This window comes from Streptomyces sp. HUAS MS02, assembly GCF_055702265.1.
The window spans coordinates 3,522,153-3,539,135 of record NZ_CM146747.1; the positions used below are offsets into that span (position 1 = coordinate 3,522,153).

General features: G+C 71.3%; 17 protein-coding genes and 1 pseudogene. 6 read left to right on the top strand and 12 right to left on the bottom strand.

Features of this window, described 5'->3' with window-relative positions; genetic code table 11:
* Positions 1–273 precede the first annotated feature (273 nt).
* On the top strand, positions 274–2,307 hold the full coding sequence (locus ACZ9QC_RS14950; RefSeq protein WP_472920589.1) for an FG-GAP-like repeat-containing protein: 2,034 nt from the start codon (positions 274–276) through the stop codon (positions 2,305–2,307).
* Between the two features lie 251 nt (positions 2,308–2,558).
* On the opposite strand, the gene ACZ9QC_RS14955 is transcribed toward ACZ9QC_RS14950, so the two are convergent.
* From ACZ9QC_RS14955 to ACZ9QC_RS14975, 5 genes are all read right to left on the bottom strand, one after another.
* Positions 2,559–2,939: a hypothetical protein gene (locus tag ACZ9QC_RS14955; protein WP_472920590.1), complete on the bottom strand. Its 381-nt coding sequence runs from the start codon at positions 2,937–2,939 to the stop codon at positions 2,559–2,561.
* 167 nt (positions 2,940–3,106) lie between these two features.
* Positions 3,107–3,712 (bottom strand): hypothetical protein, encoded by a 606-nt coding sequence (locus tag ACZ9QC_RS14960; RefSeq protein WP_472920591.1) that lies wholly within the window; start codon positions 3,710–3,712, stop codon positions 3,107–3,109.
* Between the two features lie 85 nt (positions 3,713–3,797).
* Positions 3,798–4,334 carry a hypothetical protein gene (locus tag ACZ9QC_RS14965; RefSeq protein ID WP_472920592.1) on the bottom strand — a complete coding sequence of 179 codons (537 nt, stop codon included), beginning with the start codon at positions 4,332–4,334 and terminating at the stop codon, positions 3,798–3,800.
* A gap of 91 nt (positions 4,335–4,425) precedes the next feature.
* Complete coding sequence (locus ACZ9QC_RS14970) at positions 4,426–5,277, bottom strand: DUF4328 domain-containing protein (RefSeq protein ID WP_472920593.1); 852 nt, start codon at positions 5,275–5,277, stop codon at positions 4,426–4,428.
* 239 nt (positions 5,278–5,516) lie between these two features.
* Positions 5,517–7,169 carry a beta-N-acetylhexosaminidase gene (locus ACZ9QC_RS14975; protein ID WP_472920594.1) on the bottom strand — a complete coding sequence of 551 codons (1,653 nt, stop codon included), beginning with the start codon at positions 7,167–7,169 and terminating at the stop codon, positions 5,517–5,519.
* A 209-nt stretch (positions 7,170–7,378) separates the two neighbouring features.
* Between ACZ9QC_RS14975 and ACZ9QC_RS14980 the strand changes: the two genes are divergently transcribed.
* The 5 genes from ACZ9QC_RS14980 to ACZ9QC_RS15000 all read left to right on the top strand — a co-directional run bounded on the left by ACZ9QC_RS14980 (position 7,379) and on the right by ACZ9QC_RS15000 (position 11,722).
* Positions 7,379–8,005 (top strand): 2-oxo-4-hydroxy-4-carboxy-5-ureidoimidazoline decarboxylase, encoded by a 627-nt coding sequence (locus ACZ9QC_RS14980; protein ID WP_472920595.1) that lies wholly within the window; start codon positions 7,379–7,381, stop codon positions 8,003–8,005.
* Positions 8,006–8,341: 336 nt separating this feature from the next.
* Positions 8,342–8,686 (top strand): succinate dehydrogenase, cytochrome b556 subunit, encoded by a 345-nt coding sequence (gene sdhC / locus ACZ9QC_RS14985; RefSeq protein WP_045562912.1) that lies wholly within the window; start codon positions 8,342–8,344, stop codon positions 8,684–8,686.
* 5 nt (positions 8,687–8,691) lie between these two features.
* Positions 8,692–9,183, top strand: a complete 492-nt coding sequence (locus ACZ9QC_RS14990; RefSeq protein WP_472920596.1) for a succinate dehydrogenase hydrophobic membrane anchor subunit — start codon at positions 8,692–8,694, stop codon at positions 9,181–9,183.
* A gap of 23 nt (positions 9,184–9,206) precedes the next feature.
* Positions 9,207–10,961, top strand: coding sequence for a succinate dehydrogenase flavoprotein subunit (gene sdhA, locus ACZ9QC_RS14995; RefSeq protein ID WP_472920597.1), 1,755 nt, complete (start codon positions 9,207–9,209; stop codon positions 10,959–10,961).
* Entirely contained in the window at positions 10,961–11,722 is a 762-nt protein-coding gene (locus ACZ9QC_RS15000) for a succinate dehydrogenase iron-sulfur subunit (RefSeq protein ID WP_472920598.1), read from the top strand. The genes sdhA and ACZ9QC_RS15000 overlap by 1 nt, the downstream gene beginning before the upstream one ends.
* Positions 11,723–11,906: 184 nt before the next feature.
* Here the strand turns inward: ACZ9QC_RS15000 and ACZ9QC_RS15005 are convergent, their stop codons facing one another.
* The 7 genes and pseudogenes from ACZ9QC_RS15005 to ACZ9QC_RS15035 form a co-directional block, all read right to left on the bottom strand.
* Positions 11,907–12,749, bottom strand: a complete 843-nt coding sequence (locus ACZ9QC_RS15005; RefSeq protein WP_472920599.1) for a response regulator — start codon at positions 12,747–12,749, stop codon at positions 11,907–11,909.
* On the bottom strand, positions 12,746–14,077 hold the full coding sequence (locus ACZ9QC_RS15010; RefSeq protein WP_472920600.1) for a sensor histidine kinase: 1,332 nt from the start codon (positions 14,075–14,077) through the stop codon (positions 12,746–12,748). Before ACZ9QC_RS15010 ends, ACZ9QC_RS15005 begins: the two co-directional genes overlap by 4 nt.
* 277 nt (positions 14,078–14,354) lie before the next feature.
* Positions 14,355–14,618, bottom strand: coding sequence for a TM2 domain-containing protein (locus ACZ9QC_RS15015; protein ID WP_326578332.1), 264 nt, complete (start codon positions 14,616–14,618; stop codon positions 14,355–14,357).
* Positions 14,619–14,975: 357 nt separating this feature from the next.
* Positions 14,976–15,374 (bottom strand): DUF2752 domain-containing protein, encoded by a 399-nt coding sequence (locus ACZ9QC_RS15020; protein WP_472920601.1) that lies wholly within the window; start codon positions 15,372–15,374, stop codon positions 14,976–14,978.
* Positions 15,367–15,864: a TM2 domain-containing protein gene (locus ACZ9QC_RS15025; RefSeq protein ID WP_472920602.1), complete on the bottom strand. Its 498-nt coding sequence runs from the start codon at positions 15,862–15,864 to the stop codon at positions 15,367–15,369. The genes ACZ9QC_RS15020 and ACZ9QC_RS15025 overlap by 8 nt, the downstream gene beginning before the upstream one ends.
* A gap of 152 nt (positions 15,865–16,016) precedes the next feature.
* A pseudogene (locus ACZ9QC_RS15030) lies at positions 16,017–16,130 on the bottom strand (DUF7737 domain-containing protein); the annotation flags it as partial.
* Between the two features lie 55 nt (positions 16,131–16,185).
* Entirely contained in the window at positions 16,186–16,902 is a 717-nt protein-coding gene (locus ACZ9QC_RS15035) for a DsbA family protein (protein WP_472920603.1), read from the bottom strand.
* Positions 16,903–16,983: the final 81 nt, after the last annotated feature.

Consider the following 16,983-nt stretch of genomic DNA (forward strand, 5'->3'; position numbering starts at 1 on the left):
TGCGTCACGCCCCGCGGAAGTGTCACAGCGGCCCGTACACCCCTCGGAGAGATCACCCGCGGGACGGCCGCACGTCACCCCCCTCCCGCGTGACATGGGCCACACCCGCACCCCCCGATGCCGATCTCCGTGAAGTCCTGTGCGCTGAATAGAGGGGCCACCCCTGCGCCGGGGTGGCGTCTTCGTACCGTTCATCCAGGGGTGGGGTATTTGAGTCACCGTAGGAGCCATGCGTCGGAGCCGCTGGGGCCGAGGCGGAGGGGCTGGCTGACGTTGGGCGCCGTCATGGCCGGCGGCGCGGGCCTCGTGTCGTACGCCGTGGTCGGGCCGGGCGTCGGCACGGCCGCCGCCGACGACGTACCCACCGCCCGCCCCTCGACCGTCACCCGCCCGCCGATCGTCAGCCGGGCCGCGTGGGGCGCGGACGAGGCGGCCGTGACAGGGACGCCCGAGTACAACGACCGGATCAGCGCGGTGTTCGTCCACGACACGGGCGGCACCAACGCCTACAGCTGCGCCGAGTCGCCCGCCCTGATCCGCGCGCTCATGGCCGACGACATCCAGACGGCGGGCCGGGGCGACCTCGGCTACAACTTCGTCGTCGACAAGTGCGGCCGTATCTACGAGGGCCGGGCCGGCGGCGCGGACCTGTCGGTGCGCGGCGCGCACACCCCCGGCTTCGACGGGGAGTCGACGGGCGTCGCGGTCCTCGGCGACTTCGACGGCGACGACGGGCCGAGCCGGGCGGCCGTGGAGTCCGTGGCACGGCTGGCGGCGTGGAAGCTGGGCCAGTACGCGGGCGACCCCACGGGCAGGGTGACGCTGACGGCGTCCGAGGACACCGGGGTGTACACGAGCGGCGAGTCGGCGGAGCTGGACGTCATATCCGGCGGCAGCGACGCGGCGTCCCTCACCTCCCCGGGAGCCGGTCTCTACGCCGAGCTCCCCGAGATACGCCGCTACGCCGCCTCCCCGGCCCGCGCCTCGGCGATCCCGACCGCCGACTACACGGGCGACGGCGTGAGCGACCTGGTGACGCCGACCCCCCGGACCGGCAGCGGCTGGGTCACCCTGGTGCCGGGTGGTGCGAGCGGGCCCGTCCCGACCGCCAGGCTCCGCCTGAACCAGGCGAGCGCGGGCGTGCCGGGCGCCGCCGAGTCCGGCGACCAGTGGGGCGCGGCGACCGCGTGGGGCGATGTCGACGGTGACGGGTACGCGGATCTCGTGGTCGGCGCGCCCGGCGAGGACGACACCACCGGGCACGCGGACCGGGGTGCGGTGACGATCCTCTACGGGCCGTCCTTCACCGATGGCGCCGACACCATGGCCCTCGGCGACGACTACGAGCCGGCCGGCGCGCGGTTCGGCGCCACCGTGGCGATCGGGGACTTCAACGCGGACGGCAGGGCGGACGTGTTCACCGCCGCCACCGGGACGGGCGGCAACTGGGCGGCCCGCTTCGGCGACGGCCACGAGGTCGCCGGGGACCTCACCACGGCCACCGGCTCACTGGCCCACGCGGACGCCGCGACCGGCGACTTCAACCGGGACGGCTACGACGACGTGGCCCTCAACTACCGTGACGCCTCCGGCATCGGCCGGATCGTCTGGTTCAAGGGCTCCCGGTCGCTGGGGCTGACGAAGGCGGCGACCCTGACCGTGAAGGGCGGCCGCGCCGTAGCGGCGGGCGACATCGACGGGGACGGCTACGACGACCTCGTCGTCGGACAGCCCTACGCCTCCGAGTCCGCCGGCAACGCGGGCGGCCAGGTGACCGTGGTCCCCGGCACGTCCACCGGGCTGGGCTCGACGGGGACCCGGACGGTCCACCAGGCCACGGCGGGGGTGGAGGGCTCCTCCGAGACCTCGGACGGCTTCGGCTCCTCGGTGGCCGTCGGCGATGTCGACGCCGACGGGTACGCCGACGTGCTGACCGGGGCGCCGAACGAGGACATCACCCGGGCCGGGAAGAACCGTCCGAACGCGGGGTCGGTGTGGCTGCTGAAGGGGGCCGCCGCCGGGGTGAGTGGGGCGGGGTCCGTGGCGTTCTCGCAGGACGCGCCGGATGTGGCGGGCTCGACCGAGGCCGAGGACAAGTTCGGGTCCGCGGTGTCGGGGGCGGATGTCACCGGGGACGGGTACGGGGATGTGCTGGTCGGGGTGGAAGGGGAGGACGGGGGGAACGGCACGGTGCTGTTCATGCCGTCGGTGAACGGTGTGCCGGTGGCTTCTCGGTCCGCGTACTACGGCGTCACGCAGTTGGGGGCGCCGGAGGGCGGGCGGCTGGGCCAGTTCCTGACGCCGTAGCCCGGCTCTTCCTCGCCCCCGCCGCCCCTACCCGTCCCATCCCCAGGGGCGGTGCCCCTTCGACCCCCAGACGTCCGCCCGGTGGGGGCTTCTCGCGCAGTTCCCCGCGCCCCTTGAAGGCCTACGGCCGCTCAGGGGCGAAAAGCGCGGGGCGCAGCCCCTGCTTTTCAGGGGCGCGGGGAACTGCGCGAGAAGCCCCACCCACCCGCGCCCGACAACGCACCCGACACCGCCCCCGGCCCCACCCGCCCTCACCCGGAGGGCATCGCATCGCGGCACAGCAGCCGCAGCGACCCTTCCCCCGTGTAGCACCGGCGGGCCTCGTCGAAGGGGTCCCAGAAGCGGCCGTCCCCGGTGCGGACCCAGTAGCCGCCGTCCGACTCGACCCACTCGCCGCCGGCCCAGCGGACGACGACCTCACCGGCGTACGCGCCGAAACCCCGCAACGTCCCCTCCACGGCGGCGTACGGCGCTCCCTCCCGGCGGATCTCCTCGATCATCCGGTCCACCCGCCACAGGCTCTGCGTCGAGTAGTCGAGGCGCACCCGCGCCCCTTCCCGCATCATCGCCACCGCGTCGGCGGCCCACCGAAGGGGCTTCGCCGCACTACCGGGCCGGTTCCCGCGGCTCACCGGCGCGCCCGGGGTACCGACCAAACTGAATGTCTGCTGTGCGCTCACACTCGGGAAAGCGCCCGCCCGGCACGAGACGTTTCGCGATTTCGGCCTGTCCCCGACACCGGCGCAGGACCGCCACACGCGGCCCCAGGACACCCACAGGACCCGCCAGGAAACGAGGTTTACCGCTGCGCGCCTCGCGCGCGCCGTGACACGACCGCCCGCAGCACCCGCCGCCCCTCCGTGGCGACGCCGAGCGCCTGCCGCAGCCCCGCCGCGCCGTGCTGGGCGAGCAGTTCCAACACCGCGACCTGACGACGCAGTTCGGCGGCGACGAGATGGGACGCGCCCTCGGTACGGCCCTCCCGGCACGCCGCCACGGAGTCGGCGCCCCCGGTGTCCAGCGGGTCGAGCAGTTGATGGATCCGCAGCGCGGAGACGGAGCACACCTCCGCCCACTCCCGCAGCCCCTCACCGGACCGCTCCCCGGGGACCGCGTCCAGCATCCGGCGGGCGAGCAGGACGACTTCCTCGCCCCCGTCACCACTGCCGTCACCTTCACCGCCCTCGTCGGAGCCGGGGTCGGAGGGGTGCGGTGGCGTCAGTTCGCCGCGTATCTTCGCGACTCGCTCTCCCCACTCCTCCCCCTCGTCCACCAGGCCCGCCCACAAGGGACGCAGGACCTCGTCGTCACCCCCGAGAAGCGGTACGCAACGGTCCAAACAAGCCAACCCGCCGGCCGCCAGACCACGTTCGTCGGCCTGGGCCAACAGCTCCACCAGGCTCATCGCGCCTCCCCTAGATCCTGCTCGATCGTGCCCCGGTTATACGGAGCCCGCACTTCCCCTTACTGCGTGCGACGACGCGGGAGTGTCACAGAGGGACGATCCCGAGCCGGTCGAGCAACCGGAAGAGAATGTTTTCAGCCAAGGGGTCCGCTGGTCCAGGCTCTGAGGTCAACACCTCGGCCAGGGAACGCTCGACGACGACCCGTCCCGCCTCCGCGGCCCAGGCGACGGCGCGTTCGGCGGCGTCGCGCGGTTCGAGGAAGTAGTCCTCGACCGTGAGCCCCTCACCGTCCCCCAGATAGGCGGCCATGGCACGCCGCGCGAGACACGTCGTCCACGCCCCGCTCTCCGGCGCCGCCGCCTCCACGACCACACAGTCGCTGTCCATGACGTAGCCGAACAGCGCGGGCGCCCCCGTCTCCCGGGCGAGCGCGTTCATGTTGCCGACATCGCCGGTGCCCCCGGCCGCCCCGGTACCCGGCGCGCCCGTCGGGTACGCCCAGATCTGCCAGCCGTCGTCCGCCGTCACGCACAGCGTCATGGCCTCGGCCCCCGCCAGCGCGTCCAGCTCCGCGAGCGGCCGCTCGCTTCTGCCCACGACGTAGTACCCCCAGTACCCCATACCGGGAATAGACCACACCCGTACGGCGACTCGCCCCCGGAATCGGGCAATCCGCCCGCGTCCCCCCAGACAGCCGCGAAGGTGGACGGTTTCAGAGGGCGGACACGGGCTCGGGCTCCGCACGCGGCCCGCTCCGCGCCCTGTCGTCCTGCATACGGGTGAGGGCGAGGACGAAGAAGATGGCGAACACGGCGGTGGGGATCTCGAACGCGTCCGCGAACAGCACACGTTCGGTGGCCGTCTGCAGTTCCTCCGCCGTCTCCGCCCGGCGCAGGGCCAGGCCGCTCACCTGGTTCGCCACACCGCCGATGATCCACATCGTCCACCAGGCGTTGACGAGGGCGTGCGACCGCGGCTTCGTCGACGGGCTGCTGGCGTCCCAGCTGTCCAGGGCGATCCGGCGCGGGTACCAGAGGTTCACGATCGGCACGATCCAGCCCGCTATGGCCCAGCCCCGCCTCTTCTGGTGGCCGAACGGCTCGAACACCTCGGCGTTGACCCGCACCCGGTGGAACCAGATCAGGAAGACGACGACGGTGACGAGATAGGCGAGCATCTGCGCGCTTCCGGTCAGACCGCTGAGCCGGTCGGCCCGGTCCGCGTCCGCCTCGACACTGAACCCGTACTCCCCCTCCGTCATCCTTCCCAGCACGTCGAGCATCACGAGATCCGCCCACACCGCGACCAGGTCGGTCACGGCGACCACTCCGAGCAGGATCGCCGCCGCACGCCCCAGCACCACCGGCGACCGCAGCCACGCGGGGCCGTGCGGGGACTGGATCGGCAGGGCCGTGTGGGCGGGGAGCCCCGGTGCCGCCGGATGCGGGACGGCGGCGTGCGCGGGCGTGGGCGCCGGCGCGGGGTGCAGATCCGCCGCCTCGCACTGTCGGCACAGCTCACCGCCGGGTGCCGCGGCATAGGTTGCGCAGCGCGCACAATTCATCGTGGAGCCCCCGTGTGATCGGACGATCGTGATCGTCGTGACCGTCCTGACCGTTGTGATCGGATGATCGGAACAGGCCGAACGGCGGTCCTCCCCAGACCCTCACGCTCGGCAATCGAACAGGCGGAACATACGGTTCACGGGCACCGTCCGTCCAGCTGATTCCCTGACGCCGGTCACCGATCGCCGATCGCCGCGCGGGCCGGTGCCGGTCGGCACACGGGCCCGCGCCCCGCGGCTCAGCTCACCTGTCCCGCCAGCTCTCGGAACTGCGCCCAGGTCGGGCCCGGCTTCCCCGGGTCCCACAGCTTCTGCGAGAGCGCCCGCAGCGGCATCCGGACGCCCGCCGCGACCTGCGCCTCGGTCTGCCGGTTCGCGAGGTCGCACCAGACGGCGAAGGAGCCGCCGAGGATCTGGTCGTCGTACTGGGCGGGCACGGCGGTGGTGCCGCGCAGCACCCGGGGGGTCCAGGACTCGTAGATGCGCTGCCCGGTCGGGTAGACGAACTGGTTGGGCTCGCCGAGGACGTAGTACAGGTACTCGTCGTTGTAGTTGATCACCTGTCGCCCGGCGCTCAGGTACTCGATCGGCGGCCGGGCCCCGATCTCCTTGCCCGTCCAGTACGCGACCTGGATGGCCTTGTCCGCCTGGACCGAGCCGCCCCGGAAGAACCCGTCGTTCCAGGCCCGGACGGTCCGGTCGTGTCCGCGCATCACCTTGGCGCGGTCGTTCAGCCAGCCGGTGGCGAGGTCGGCGACGGTCGCGCCGGCGCCGTACTTCTGCTGCGCGGCGGCGGCCAGCTGCGGGTACGAGGCCTCGGGGTCGGAGGTCATCAGCGCCCGGTACTCGTCGGCGCCCAGGTGCCAGTACGCGCCGTCGAACAGGTCGGCGTACTCGTCGAGCAGTTCGTCCACGACCTCGGCGGACCGGGGGTTGGAGATGTCGACGGCCCCGCTCGCGGCCACACCCTGCGCGTTCCTCAGCTGCAGTCCCGGGTTGCCCGCGATCACGGCCCCCAGGTGGCCGGGCGAGTCGATCTCGGGCACGACCTCGATGTGGCGGCTCTCCGCGAGGTCCAGGATCTTCCTCACCTGGGCCTTGGTGAGGTGCTGCCGGGACACCACCTCGGGGTGGCTCGTGGACTCGATCCGGAACCCCTGGTCGTCGGAGAAGTGCAGGCCGAGCTGGTTGTACTTCAGATCGCCCAGCTCACGGATGCGGTCCTCGATCCAGCCCGCCGTGAAGTGCTTGCGCGCGATGTCCAGCATGAACCCGCGCTGCGGTTTGGCCGGCTCGTCCCGGACGACACCCTCCGGCGCCGTACCGCCGCCGCGCACCTCCTGCTTCAGGGTGCGCGTGCCGTAGAAGACCCCCGCCTCGGCGGGCGCGGCTATCCGCACGCGTCCGTCCTCCACGGTGAGGGTGTACGCCTCCGACCTCGGCGCGTCGGCCCCGGTCAGCGCCAGTTCCACGTCCCCGGCCCGGGGCCGGGCCTCCCCGGCGTACGCCAGCCCCAGCTCCCCGGCGGTCAGCCGCCCCTCGTCGGCCAGCGCGGCGTTCCGTACGACGACCCGGCCCCCGTCGGCGGGCTTCCACCCGGGGCCGCGGGCGGCCTCGTGCTGCCGTACGGCGGGGATGGTCCGCGGCTTCGTCGACAGGGGGTAGGTGCGTGACGGCGAGGGGGACGCGGAGGGCGTGGTCCCGGCGGCGCTCACGGACGACGGCTCCGGCGACGGCCCCGAGCCGCTGGGCGTGCCCTTACCGTCGCCCGGCCACACGGTCACGGCCACGGCCACCGCACCGCCCGCCAGCACCACTCCCGTGCCCAGGAGCAACCCTTTCGACGTGATCGCCGTCTTCCTGCGGGGTGCCCTGCGCCGGCCTCGGTTCACGACAGACCCCCGGTCCCCGTGCCCGCCCTTGTCCCGCTCGCCGTCCACGACATCTCACACACCTCTCGCCACGCGCTGTCCCCGGCCTCACTCCCGACTCTCCGCCGAGCCCCCTTCTCGAACCTACGACGTCCCCCCGCCCGAACCGTCCACCACAGGTTCCGAAACTCTCCCGTCCGGGTGAATTTCGGGCATCGAACGGACAGCCCATGAACCGCCTCGATAACGTGGTGGCACCTTTCGCACAGCCTGCCCAGCCGACCCCTACGCACCGCCGAGGACCCACGCTGCCTCCGCACCGTCTTCCGCACCTCCCCGGCCAGGTCGCCGTCCCGGAGCAGGCCCACACTCCCGGCCCCTCGGCCCTGGAGCGGTTCAACCACGCCCCCGCCGAGACCGCCCGGCAGGCCCTGCTCTCCTGCCTGCGCAGCCTGCGCTGGGCGCACCGCCTCACCGACCACCGGCCCTACCCGGACCTGGACGCCCTCCTCGCCGCGTCCGACGAGGCCGCGTACGACCTCACGCCGGCGGACCTGGCGGAGGCCCTGGCGGGCGAGACCCTGCCCGTCCTGCCCGACGACACCTACGGCGTCGCCCACACGGCGCTCAACGCCGCGCACGCCGCGTACGAGGCCCGCTTCGGCCACGTCTTCGTCATCGCCCTGGACACCAGCCACCCGGACGAACTCCTCGACCGCACCCTGGAGGGCATCCGCTCCCGCCTCTCGAACGACCCGGAGGAGGAGCGCGTGGTGGTGGCCGAGGAACTACGCCGCCTGGCAAGAACCCGCCTGACCACCCAGGTCAGCCCCACGAACACCTGCCCGGTCCCGTAGACCGCGGGAACCCGCGCCTCATCGGGTGCGCAGAGGACCGCGCTTTCCAGGGGCGCGGGGAACCGCGCGAACAACCCCCACCCACCCGCACCCGGAATCCGAACCCGCCCCCACCCCGCCGCACCCGGTACTAACCCTTACGTGCGCCTTTGTATGCCAGTTTGATCACACCAACCCTCCCGGCTTAAGCCAAGTGCAACGACGTCGCTACCATGGCCGGGGCCGGTGGACCGTACCCGGCCGGGTCAGACCGACAAGCAAGCCGGCCGGCCCCAATCCCCGCTCCCGGAGGGTTCTTCCGTGCCGGCTGGAACGCTGTACCGCGGCCGGGAAGGAATGTGGTCCTGGGTGGCTCATCGAGTCACCGGCGTCCTCATCTTCTTCTTCCTGTTCGTACACGTGCTGGACACCGCTCTCGTCCGCGTCTCCCCCGACGCCTACGACAAGGTCGTGGCCACGTACAAGACGCCGATCGTCGCGCTGCTGGAGTACGGCCTCGTCGCCGCCGTCCTCTTCCACGCGCTCAACGGTCTTCGGGTCATCGCCGTCGACTTCTGGTCCAACGGCCCCCGTCACCAGAAGACGATGCTGTGGTCCGTCGTCGGCATCTGGCTCGTGCTGATGATCGGGGCCCTGTACCCCGTCCTCGGCCACGCCGTCCGTGAAGTCTTCGGGAGCTGAGGCAGATGTCCGCCACTGAAACCACCGCCTCCGGCATCGGCCCCGTCGAGGGCGCCGGGGACCTGTCGGGCTACAGCCCCGACAACCCGGCCCCCGTCATCGAGCCGCCCCGCAAGCGCACCAAGAAGACCCCCCGGTCGACCCGCGGCAACTTCGAGATGGTCGCGTGGCTCTTCATGCGTCTGTCCGGCATCGTCCTGGTCGTCCTGGTCATCGGCCACCTGCTGATCCAGCTCGTCCTCGACGGCGGCGTCTCCAAGATCGGCTTCGCGTTCGTCGCGGGTCGCTGGGCCTCGCCGTTCTGGCAGACCTGGGACCTGCTGATGCTGTGGCTCGCGATGCTGCACGGCGCGAACGGCCTGCGTACCGTCATCAACGACTACGCGGAGCGCGCGAACACCCGGCTGTGGCTCAAGGGCCTGCTCTACACCGCCACGGTGTTCACCATCCTGCTGGGCACGCTGGTGATCTTCACCTTCGACCCGAACATCCGCTAGGCACGGGGCTGAGGCAACCGATCATGAAGATCCACAAGTACGACACCGTCATCGTCGGCGCCGGCGGCGCCGGTATGCGCGCGGCCATCGAGTCCACGCAGCGCAGCCGCACCGCCGTGCTGACCAAGCTCTACCCCACCCGCTCCCACACGGGCGCCGCGCAGGGCGGCATGGCCGCCGCGCTCGCCAACGTGGAGGAGGACAACTGGGAGTGGCACACCTTCGACACGGTCAAGGGCGGTGACTACCTGGTCGACCAGGACGCCGCCGAGATCCTGGCGAAGGAGGCCATCGACTCCGTCCTCGACCTGGAGAAGATGGGCCTGCCGTTCAACCGGACGCCCAACGGGACGATCGACCAGCGCCGCTTCGGCGGTCACAGCCGCAACCACGGTGAGGCGCCGGTCCGCCGGTCCTGCTACGCGGCCGACCGCACCGGCCACATGATCCTCCAGACGCTGTACCAGAACTGCGTCAAGCACGGCGTGGAGTTCTTCAACGAGTTCTACGTCCTGGACCAGCTGATCACCGAGGTCGACGGCGTCAAGAAGTCGGCCGGTGTCGTGGCGTACGAGCTGGCGACCGGCGAGATCCACATCTTCCAGGCGAAGGCCGTGATCTACGCGTCCGGCGGCTGCGGCAAGTTCTTCAAGGTGACGTCCAACGCGCACACCCTGACCGGTGACGGCCAGGCCGCCGTCTACCGTCGCGGACTGCCGCTGGAGGACATGGAGTTCTTCCAGTTCCACCCGACCGGCATCTGGCGCATGGGCATCCTGCTGACGGAGGGCGCCCGCGGTGAGGGCGGCATCCTCCGCAACAAGGACGGCGAGCGCTTCATGGAGAAGTACGCGCCGGTCATGAAGGACCTCGCGTCCCGTGACGTCGTGTCCCGCTCCATCTACACGGAGATCCGTGAGGGCCGCGGCTGCGGACCCGAGGGCGACCACGTCTACCTCGACCTCACGCACCTCCCGCCGGAGCAGCTGGACGCCAAGCTCCCGGACATCACCGAGTTCGCGCGCACCTACCTCGGTATCGAGCCCTACACGGACCCGATCCCGATCCAGCCGACCGCGCACTACGCCATGGGCGGCATCCCGACGAACGTCGAGGGTGAGGTCCTCAGCGACAACACCACCGTCGTCCCCGGTCTGTACGCCGCCGGTGAGGTCGCCTGTGTCTCCGTGCACGGCGCCAACCGTCTCGGCACCAACTCGCTGCTCGACATCAACGTGTTCGGGCGCCGGGCGGGCATCGCGGCCGCCGAGTACGCCCAGAAGGCGGACTTCGTCGAGCTGCCGGAGAACCCGGAGTCCCTGGTCGTCGAGCAGATCGAGCGGCTGCGCTCCTCCACGGGCAACGAGCGCGTGGCGGAGCTGCGGCGCGAGCTGCAGGAGACCATGGACGCCAACGTCATGGTGTTCCGCACCGAGCAGACGATCAAGACGGCCGTCGAGAAGATCACCGAGCTGCGCGAGCGCTACAAGAACGTGGCGATCCAGGACAAGGGCCGCCGGTTCAACACCGACCTGCTGGAGGCCGTCGAGCTGGGCAACCTGCTCGACCTGGCCGAGGTCATGGCCGTCTCCGCGCTGGCCCGCAAGGAGTCCCGCGGTGGTCACTACCGCGAGGACTACCCCAACCGGGACGACGTCAACTTCATGCGTCACACCATGGCGTACCGCGAGGTCGGCGACGACGGCTCCGAGACCGTCCGCCTCGACTACAAGCCGGTCGTCCAGACCCGCTACCAGCCGATGGAGCGTAAGTACTGATGGCTACCCCCGTTCTGGACAAGGTCGAGGCCGACTCCGCCGCGTCCCCGTACATCACCGTCACCTTCCGGGTCCGCCGCTTCAACCCCGAGGTCGCGGCCGAGGCGGTCTGGGAAGACTTCCAGCTGGAGATCGACCCCAAGGAGCGCGTCCTCGACGGTCTGCACAAGATCAAGTGGGACCTGGACGGCACGCTGACGTTCCGCCGTTCCTGCGCCCACGGCATCTGCGGGTCGGACGCCATGCGGATCAACGGCAAGAACCGTCTGGCCTGCAAGACGCTGATCAAGGACATCAACCCCGAGAAGCCGATCACGGTCGAGCCCATCAAGGGCCTCACGGTCCTCAAGGACCTGGTCGTGGACATGGAGCCGTTCTTCCAGGCGTACCGGGACGTGATGCCCTTCCTGATCACGAAGGACACCAACGAGCCGACGCGTGAGCGGTTCCAGACCGCCGAGGACCGTGAGCGCTTCGACGACACCACGAAGTGCATCCTCTGCGCCGCGTGCACGTCCTCGTGCCCGGTGTTCTGGAACGACGGCCAGTACTTCGGTCCGGCCGCGATCGTCAACGCCCACCGCTTCATCTTCGACTCGCGCGACGAGGCCGGCGAGCAGCGGCTGGAGATCCTCAACGACCGTGACGGCGTGTGGCGTTGCCGTACGACGTTCAACTGCACGGACGCCTGCCCGCGCGGTATCGAGGTCACCAAGGCGATCCAGGAGGTGAAGCGGGCGCTCATCACGCGCCGCTTCTGATCCGCCGCCGGTCACGGACAGGCGTCCCGTACCGGTCGTGATGTCGGAAGGCCCGCGGACCCAGTGGTCCGCGGGCCTTCCGTCTTTCCGGTGTCCCCCGTGTCCCCCGTGCCCTCCACCTTCGCCCGTCGCGGGCCGCGCGGCCATCCTCGAAAACCGGGATGTACGGGGTCGCCGGCCGCGCCTACCGTTGGCAGTAGCCGAGTTCCCAGGCCCAGCGGGTGGCCGCGGACGTGTTGCGGACGCCTTCGCTGCCGGGGTGGGTGCGGCAGTACTTGTCCCGGATGTTCTCCATGTGCTGGGCCACGGTGTTGGCCTCGATGCCCAGCTCCGCCGCGGCCCGTTTGTACGTGAGGCCCCGGCAGCCGACGGCGATCATCACCTGTTTCTCGCGGGGAGTCAGGTGGAAGGCCGCCCGGTGGCGCACCTCGGCCTCGAAGAGCCGACCGAGCTGTGCCACCGCCTCCGGTAATCGCAGGCGCCGTTCGGCCGCGACGTCCTCCATGCGGTCGCCTCGGGCCAGCGCCTCCAGGAGCCGTTTGTCGTCGAGCCGCAGACGTTCGCCGAGGAGCGGGTTGAGGTCGAGGTCGTCCAGGAAGTACGCGGCGAGATGGGCGTCGGCGTACCAGCCGCCGTCCGCGACGGCGAGGGCGGCCGCCGCGAACCGGTCGGTGGCCCGGCCGCGTTTCTCGATGAAGCCGCGGGCCCCGGCGGCGACGGCCTCCAGCGCCTCCTCCCGCATCGCCGCTCCCGTGGTGGCGACGACGGGCAGGCCGCGCTCCACCAGATGCCCCACGGCGTCGGCCCCGGAGCGGCCCGGCAGATGCAGATCGCAGACGACCACGTCGGCGACCAGGTCCTCCGGCAGATCCTCGACCCGTTGTTCACAGGCGACCACGGGCAGGTGTGCGGCGGCGAGTTGGCCGACGATCTGCGAGGTCGTCATCGTCTCGTCCTCGACGACGGCGACCCGGGCCCGCGCCCCGGGTGACGGCCCGACCTCTTCCCGGGCCTGGACATCGGTCATGCGTTCCCTTCCTCCCGCGCCTGCTTCGTGTCCCGTGCCTGTGCCGTGTGCTGCGCCTGCCGCGCGTCCCGCGCCGGCTTCGTGTCCCGGTCCCGTCGTTCGCGCTGTTCCTCGGGCCACGGCCAGGAGAACGTCGCCCGCGCGCCCCCTCCGGCCGCCGGGGTCAGGGTCCACGCGCCACCGGCCCGGCCGACCGCCGCGTAGGTGCCGGACAGGCCCCCGCCGGGCCGGGGCCCGCCCGGGGAGAGGCCCGCGCCCCGGTCCCGTACGGAGATCTCCACGCCCGCCGCGTCGGCGACGGCGTACAGATGGACGGGCGCGCGGGTGCCGCTGTGCTTGAGCGCGTTGCGCAGGGCCTCACGGGTCGCCGCCAGGAGGGTCTGGGCGATGTCGGGCGGCGGTTCGCGGTGGATCCGGAGCACTTCGTCGACGACGAGCCCCTCCTCGGTGAACTCGGCGCAGATGTCGTCGAGTTGGCGGGCGAGATCGGTGGGGACCGAGCCGCCGGCCCGGGGGTCGATCAGTCGTCTGGCGCTGGTGACCGCGCGCTGGGCGGAGGCGGCGAGGGCGGGCCCGTTCTCGCCCCGGGCGACCCGCTGGACGACGGGGACGAGTCGGCCGTGGATCTCCCGGTGGTGCTGCTCGCGCTCCCGGGCGGTCGCGGCGCGTGCCTCCTCCTCGGCGGCCCGGCGCTGGGTGATCAGCGCGGCCTGCTGGAGGTCCTCGGTGCGGACGGCGAGCACCCGCAACTGCTGGGCGACGCGCAGGGCGAGGAAGTACCAGATGGTGAAGCCAAGCAGGTCGGAGCCGAGTTTCAGGGTGACGTGCGGGAGCACGGAGAGCGTCCAGCACGTCATCAGGGTGAGCAGCGCGCCGACGGCCCTCGGGGTGAGGCCCAGCGCGAACGCCACGGTCGCGGACGAGCCGAGGGCGAACGGCACCAGCTCGGTGGTCATCTCGTTGCGTTCGTACGGCTCGGCCGCGCGCGAGCCGACGACCATCAGGACAAGGGTGAACACCACATCGCCCCACACCAGCACCGGGTCGCGGGTGAGGTCGCGGCCCCGGAAGGCCCGCAGCAGGAACCAGACGGCCTCGGCGGTCGCGGCGATCGCCGCGACCAACGCCAGTACGGGATGGGCGAGTCGGTGCCAGCCGAAGACCGGCAGATAGACGAGGACGACGAAGCCGATCCGGATGTACGCGCTGAAGCGCGCGATCCGCTCCTCGGTCTGGCCGACCACGCCGACCGGTACGGGTCTGGCGGGTCCGAGCAACACCTCGGCGACACCGCGCCGGGCCGGGCGACCGCTGAGCGTCACGGACATGTCCCCCTCCGTGACCCATCATGGGGGCGCCGCCGGGCGCGCGTCAGCGTCCGGGGCGCTCCGGACCACGGAATACGGCGGGCGCGGGGGCGGCGGTGCGGAGATTGCCGTAGCCGTTCTCACGGCAGGGTGTCCGTGTGACCCGGCAGGGAAAACGCGTGGCCCGGCCGGGTACAGGGCTGACGCACGAGGGCCCCATCCCCGCGCGGAGCCTTGCGGGAAGCTCCGGGGTGGACGAGGCCCTTCGGTCGATCACCTGAGCGGCGATCCTCCGCACTCAGCCGCGCAGGACACGACCCTGGGAGTCGGTGCGGTCGTTGCTCGTGAGGAACAGGATGCCGTCGATCAGGGACCAGAAGCCCAGACCACCGCAGGTCAGGAGCTGGGCGACGCCCACGCCGACGGAACCGACGTAGAAACGACCGATGCCGAGCGTGCCGAGGAAGAGCTGCAGAACACCGGCGACGATCTTCGACTTGTCGGAGTACGGGCGACCCTGCGGGTCGTGGCCGAAGGGAGCGTCAGGGGTGGGGACGGTCATGGAAGTAACTCCTGGATTACTGACTGAGATACCGAAGCGGATTGCTCCGGGAGCGATCACAGGAGGAAAGGCGTGGCAGAGAACCTGCTGCGTCCGGGCACGGCGAACACCGGCCAGCGATCGAGCACGACGTAATCCCCCGTCATCCCCCCTGTAGCTGTTGCAGCGTAATGAGACGCAGGAGGCGGATGGGAGTGGATGAGGGCGATCGTTCCGATTCCGTGATCCGATTCCAGCCAACTTGCGACAACTGAGCAAGATAAAGCGGGCGTAAGGGATTTACGGGTGTCGCATGGGCTCGGTGCAGGCTCGGTGCGGGTTCGGCGCGAGCTCGGTGCGGGCTCGGTGCGGGCCGGCTCAGTGCAGATTGCGGACGATCGTCCACGTCACGGCGACGCCCAGGATCAGCGCCTGCGTGCGGGGCTTGAGCCCGGGGCGCCAGCGGCGGCCGCGCAGCCCCTCGACGAACCAGCGGCCGAGCAGGGCGAGCGCGAAGGGCGCGGCGAGCAGCAGCATCCGGTTGTCGTGCCAGGCCGCGGTGAACTGGCCGTGCATCAGGTCGTACACCATGCGGGTGCCGCCGCAGGCGGGGCAGAGCAGCCCGGTGACATAGCGGAACGGGCACTGGGGCAGCAGATGGCCGGGCTCGTGCGGGTTGGTGCCGTACAGGTACGCGGCGCCCGCCAGCCCGGCGGCGGCCACCGCGAGGGGGGCCGCCGCCGGATGCCGGAGGGTGCTGAGGCCGCGCTCAGCCACGCAGGACACGTCCGTTGGAGTCCGTGGTGTTGCTGCTGGTGAGCAGGATGATGCCGTCGACCAGCGACCAGATGCCGAGGCCGCCGCAGGTGAGGAGCTGTGCGACACCGAGGCCGACGTGGCCGATGTAGAAGCGGCCGACGCCGAAGGCGCCGAGGAACAGCGAGAGGACGCCCGCGACGATCTTCGACTTGTCGGAGTACGGGCGGCCGTACGGGTCGTACCCGTACGGGGCGTTGGGGTCACCCGTGTACGCGCCGCCCGGCGTCGGGGGCACCTGGTAGCCGCCCTGGGGGTAGCCGCCCTGCTGCGGGTAGCCGCCCTGCTGCGGGTAGCCGTAGCCGGGCTGGCCCGCGCCCGGCTGCTGGTAGCCGCCCTGCGGAGCCCCGTACGGGCCGGCGCTCGGCTGGCCGGGGGCGGCGTTCGGGTACCCGTATCCGGGCTGCGGCGGCTGCGGGGGCTGAGCGGGCTGCTGAGGCTGCTCGGTCACGGTACTGACTCCTGCGTGTTGTTTGCTTGAGCGGCTGAAAACTCTATGGGCTGTCCGTCATATTGCAGGAGGCAAGGGCCCGGAGAGAAGTTGTTACTTCGGCCGGTCCCGCCCCGACTCCCGCATGTGGGCGGAGTCACAATCCCTGATCGCAGCTGGCTGACGATCGTCGGGTCCGTGATCTCCGTGTCCTTGGCGAGCAGCATCGCCTTGCTGAGGATGACTGCGAGCATACGGTCGCCCTCGTAGGGGAGATAGCCGGTCTGCAGGGTTCCGTTCCCTCCGTGAGGGCCGCTCTGACAGGACCGACAGGACCGACAGTCAGTCCAGATCCTCCGACATGGGCCCGTACTCCTCCCACCCCTCCGGGTCCTTCTCCACGGCGTCGAGCAACCGGCCGAACGCCACCTCCTCGTAGAGGACCCCGGAGTACGCCTCACGGACCCTGTTTCCGTTGATGACGGCGGTGGGCGTGCCGGAGGCCATCCGATCGAAGGCCTTCTCGGACCTGGCCACGAAGTCGCGGTACTTCATGGTCCTGACGGCGGAGTCGAACGCCGGCCCGCGCAACCCCTCCACCTCGGAGGCGAGTTCGAGCAGGTACGCGTCGGTGAAGCCGTCGACGATCTCCTCGGGCTGGTTCTCGTAGAGCACCGCGTGGTACTCGGCGAACTTGCCCTCCTCCAACGCGGCCCGCAGCGCGTTCACCGCCTTCTTCGAACCACTGCCGCCCAGCTTGTCGTCCAGGAAGGAAGCGAGGGTGTACTCGGTCACCACCCTGCGCGCGAGCGTCCGCTCACGCGCGGCCGGACCGCCGGTCCGCTCGTACTCCTCGCAGGCGGGGCAGCGCAGATCCTCGTAGAGACGGAGGGTGACGGGCGCGTGCGGGTCCCCGACGCGGATCGTCGTACCGTCGGCGTCCAGCTCCTCCGGCAGCTCCCGCAGGTCGCCGTACGCGGGCTTCCGCTCCGCCCAGGCCGCCCGCTCACCGCATCCACCGAGCAGCAGCCCCAGTGCGACGGCCACCACGGCCGTCATCCGTCTCCTCCGCGCACCCACCATCGACGCCCACCCCTTCTCCACTCGCCGAAGGACCGGGTCACTGCCTGCGCGGCTCCC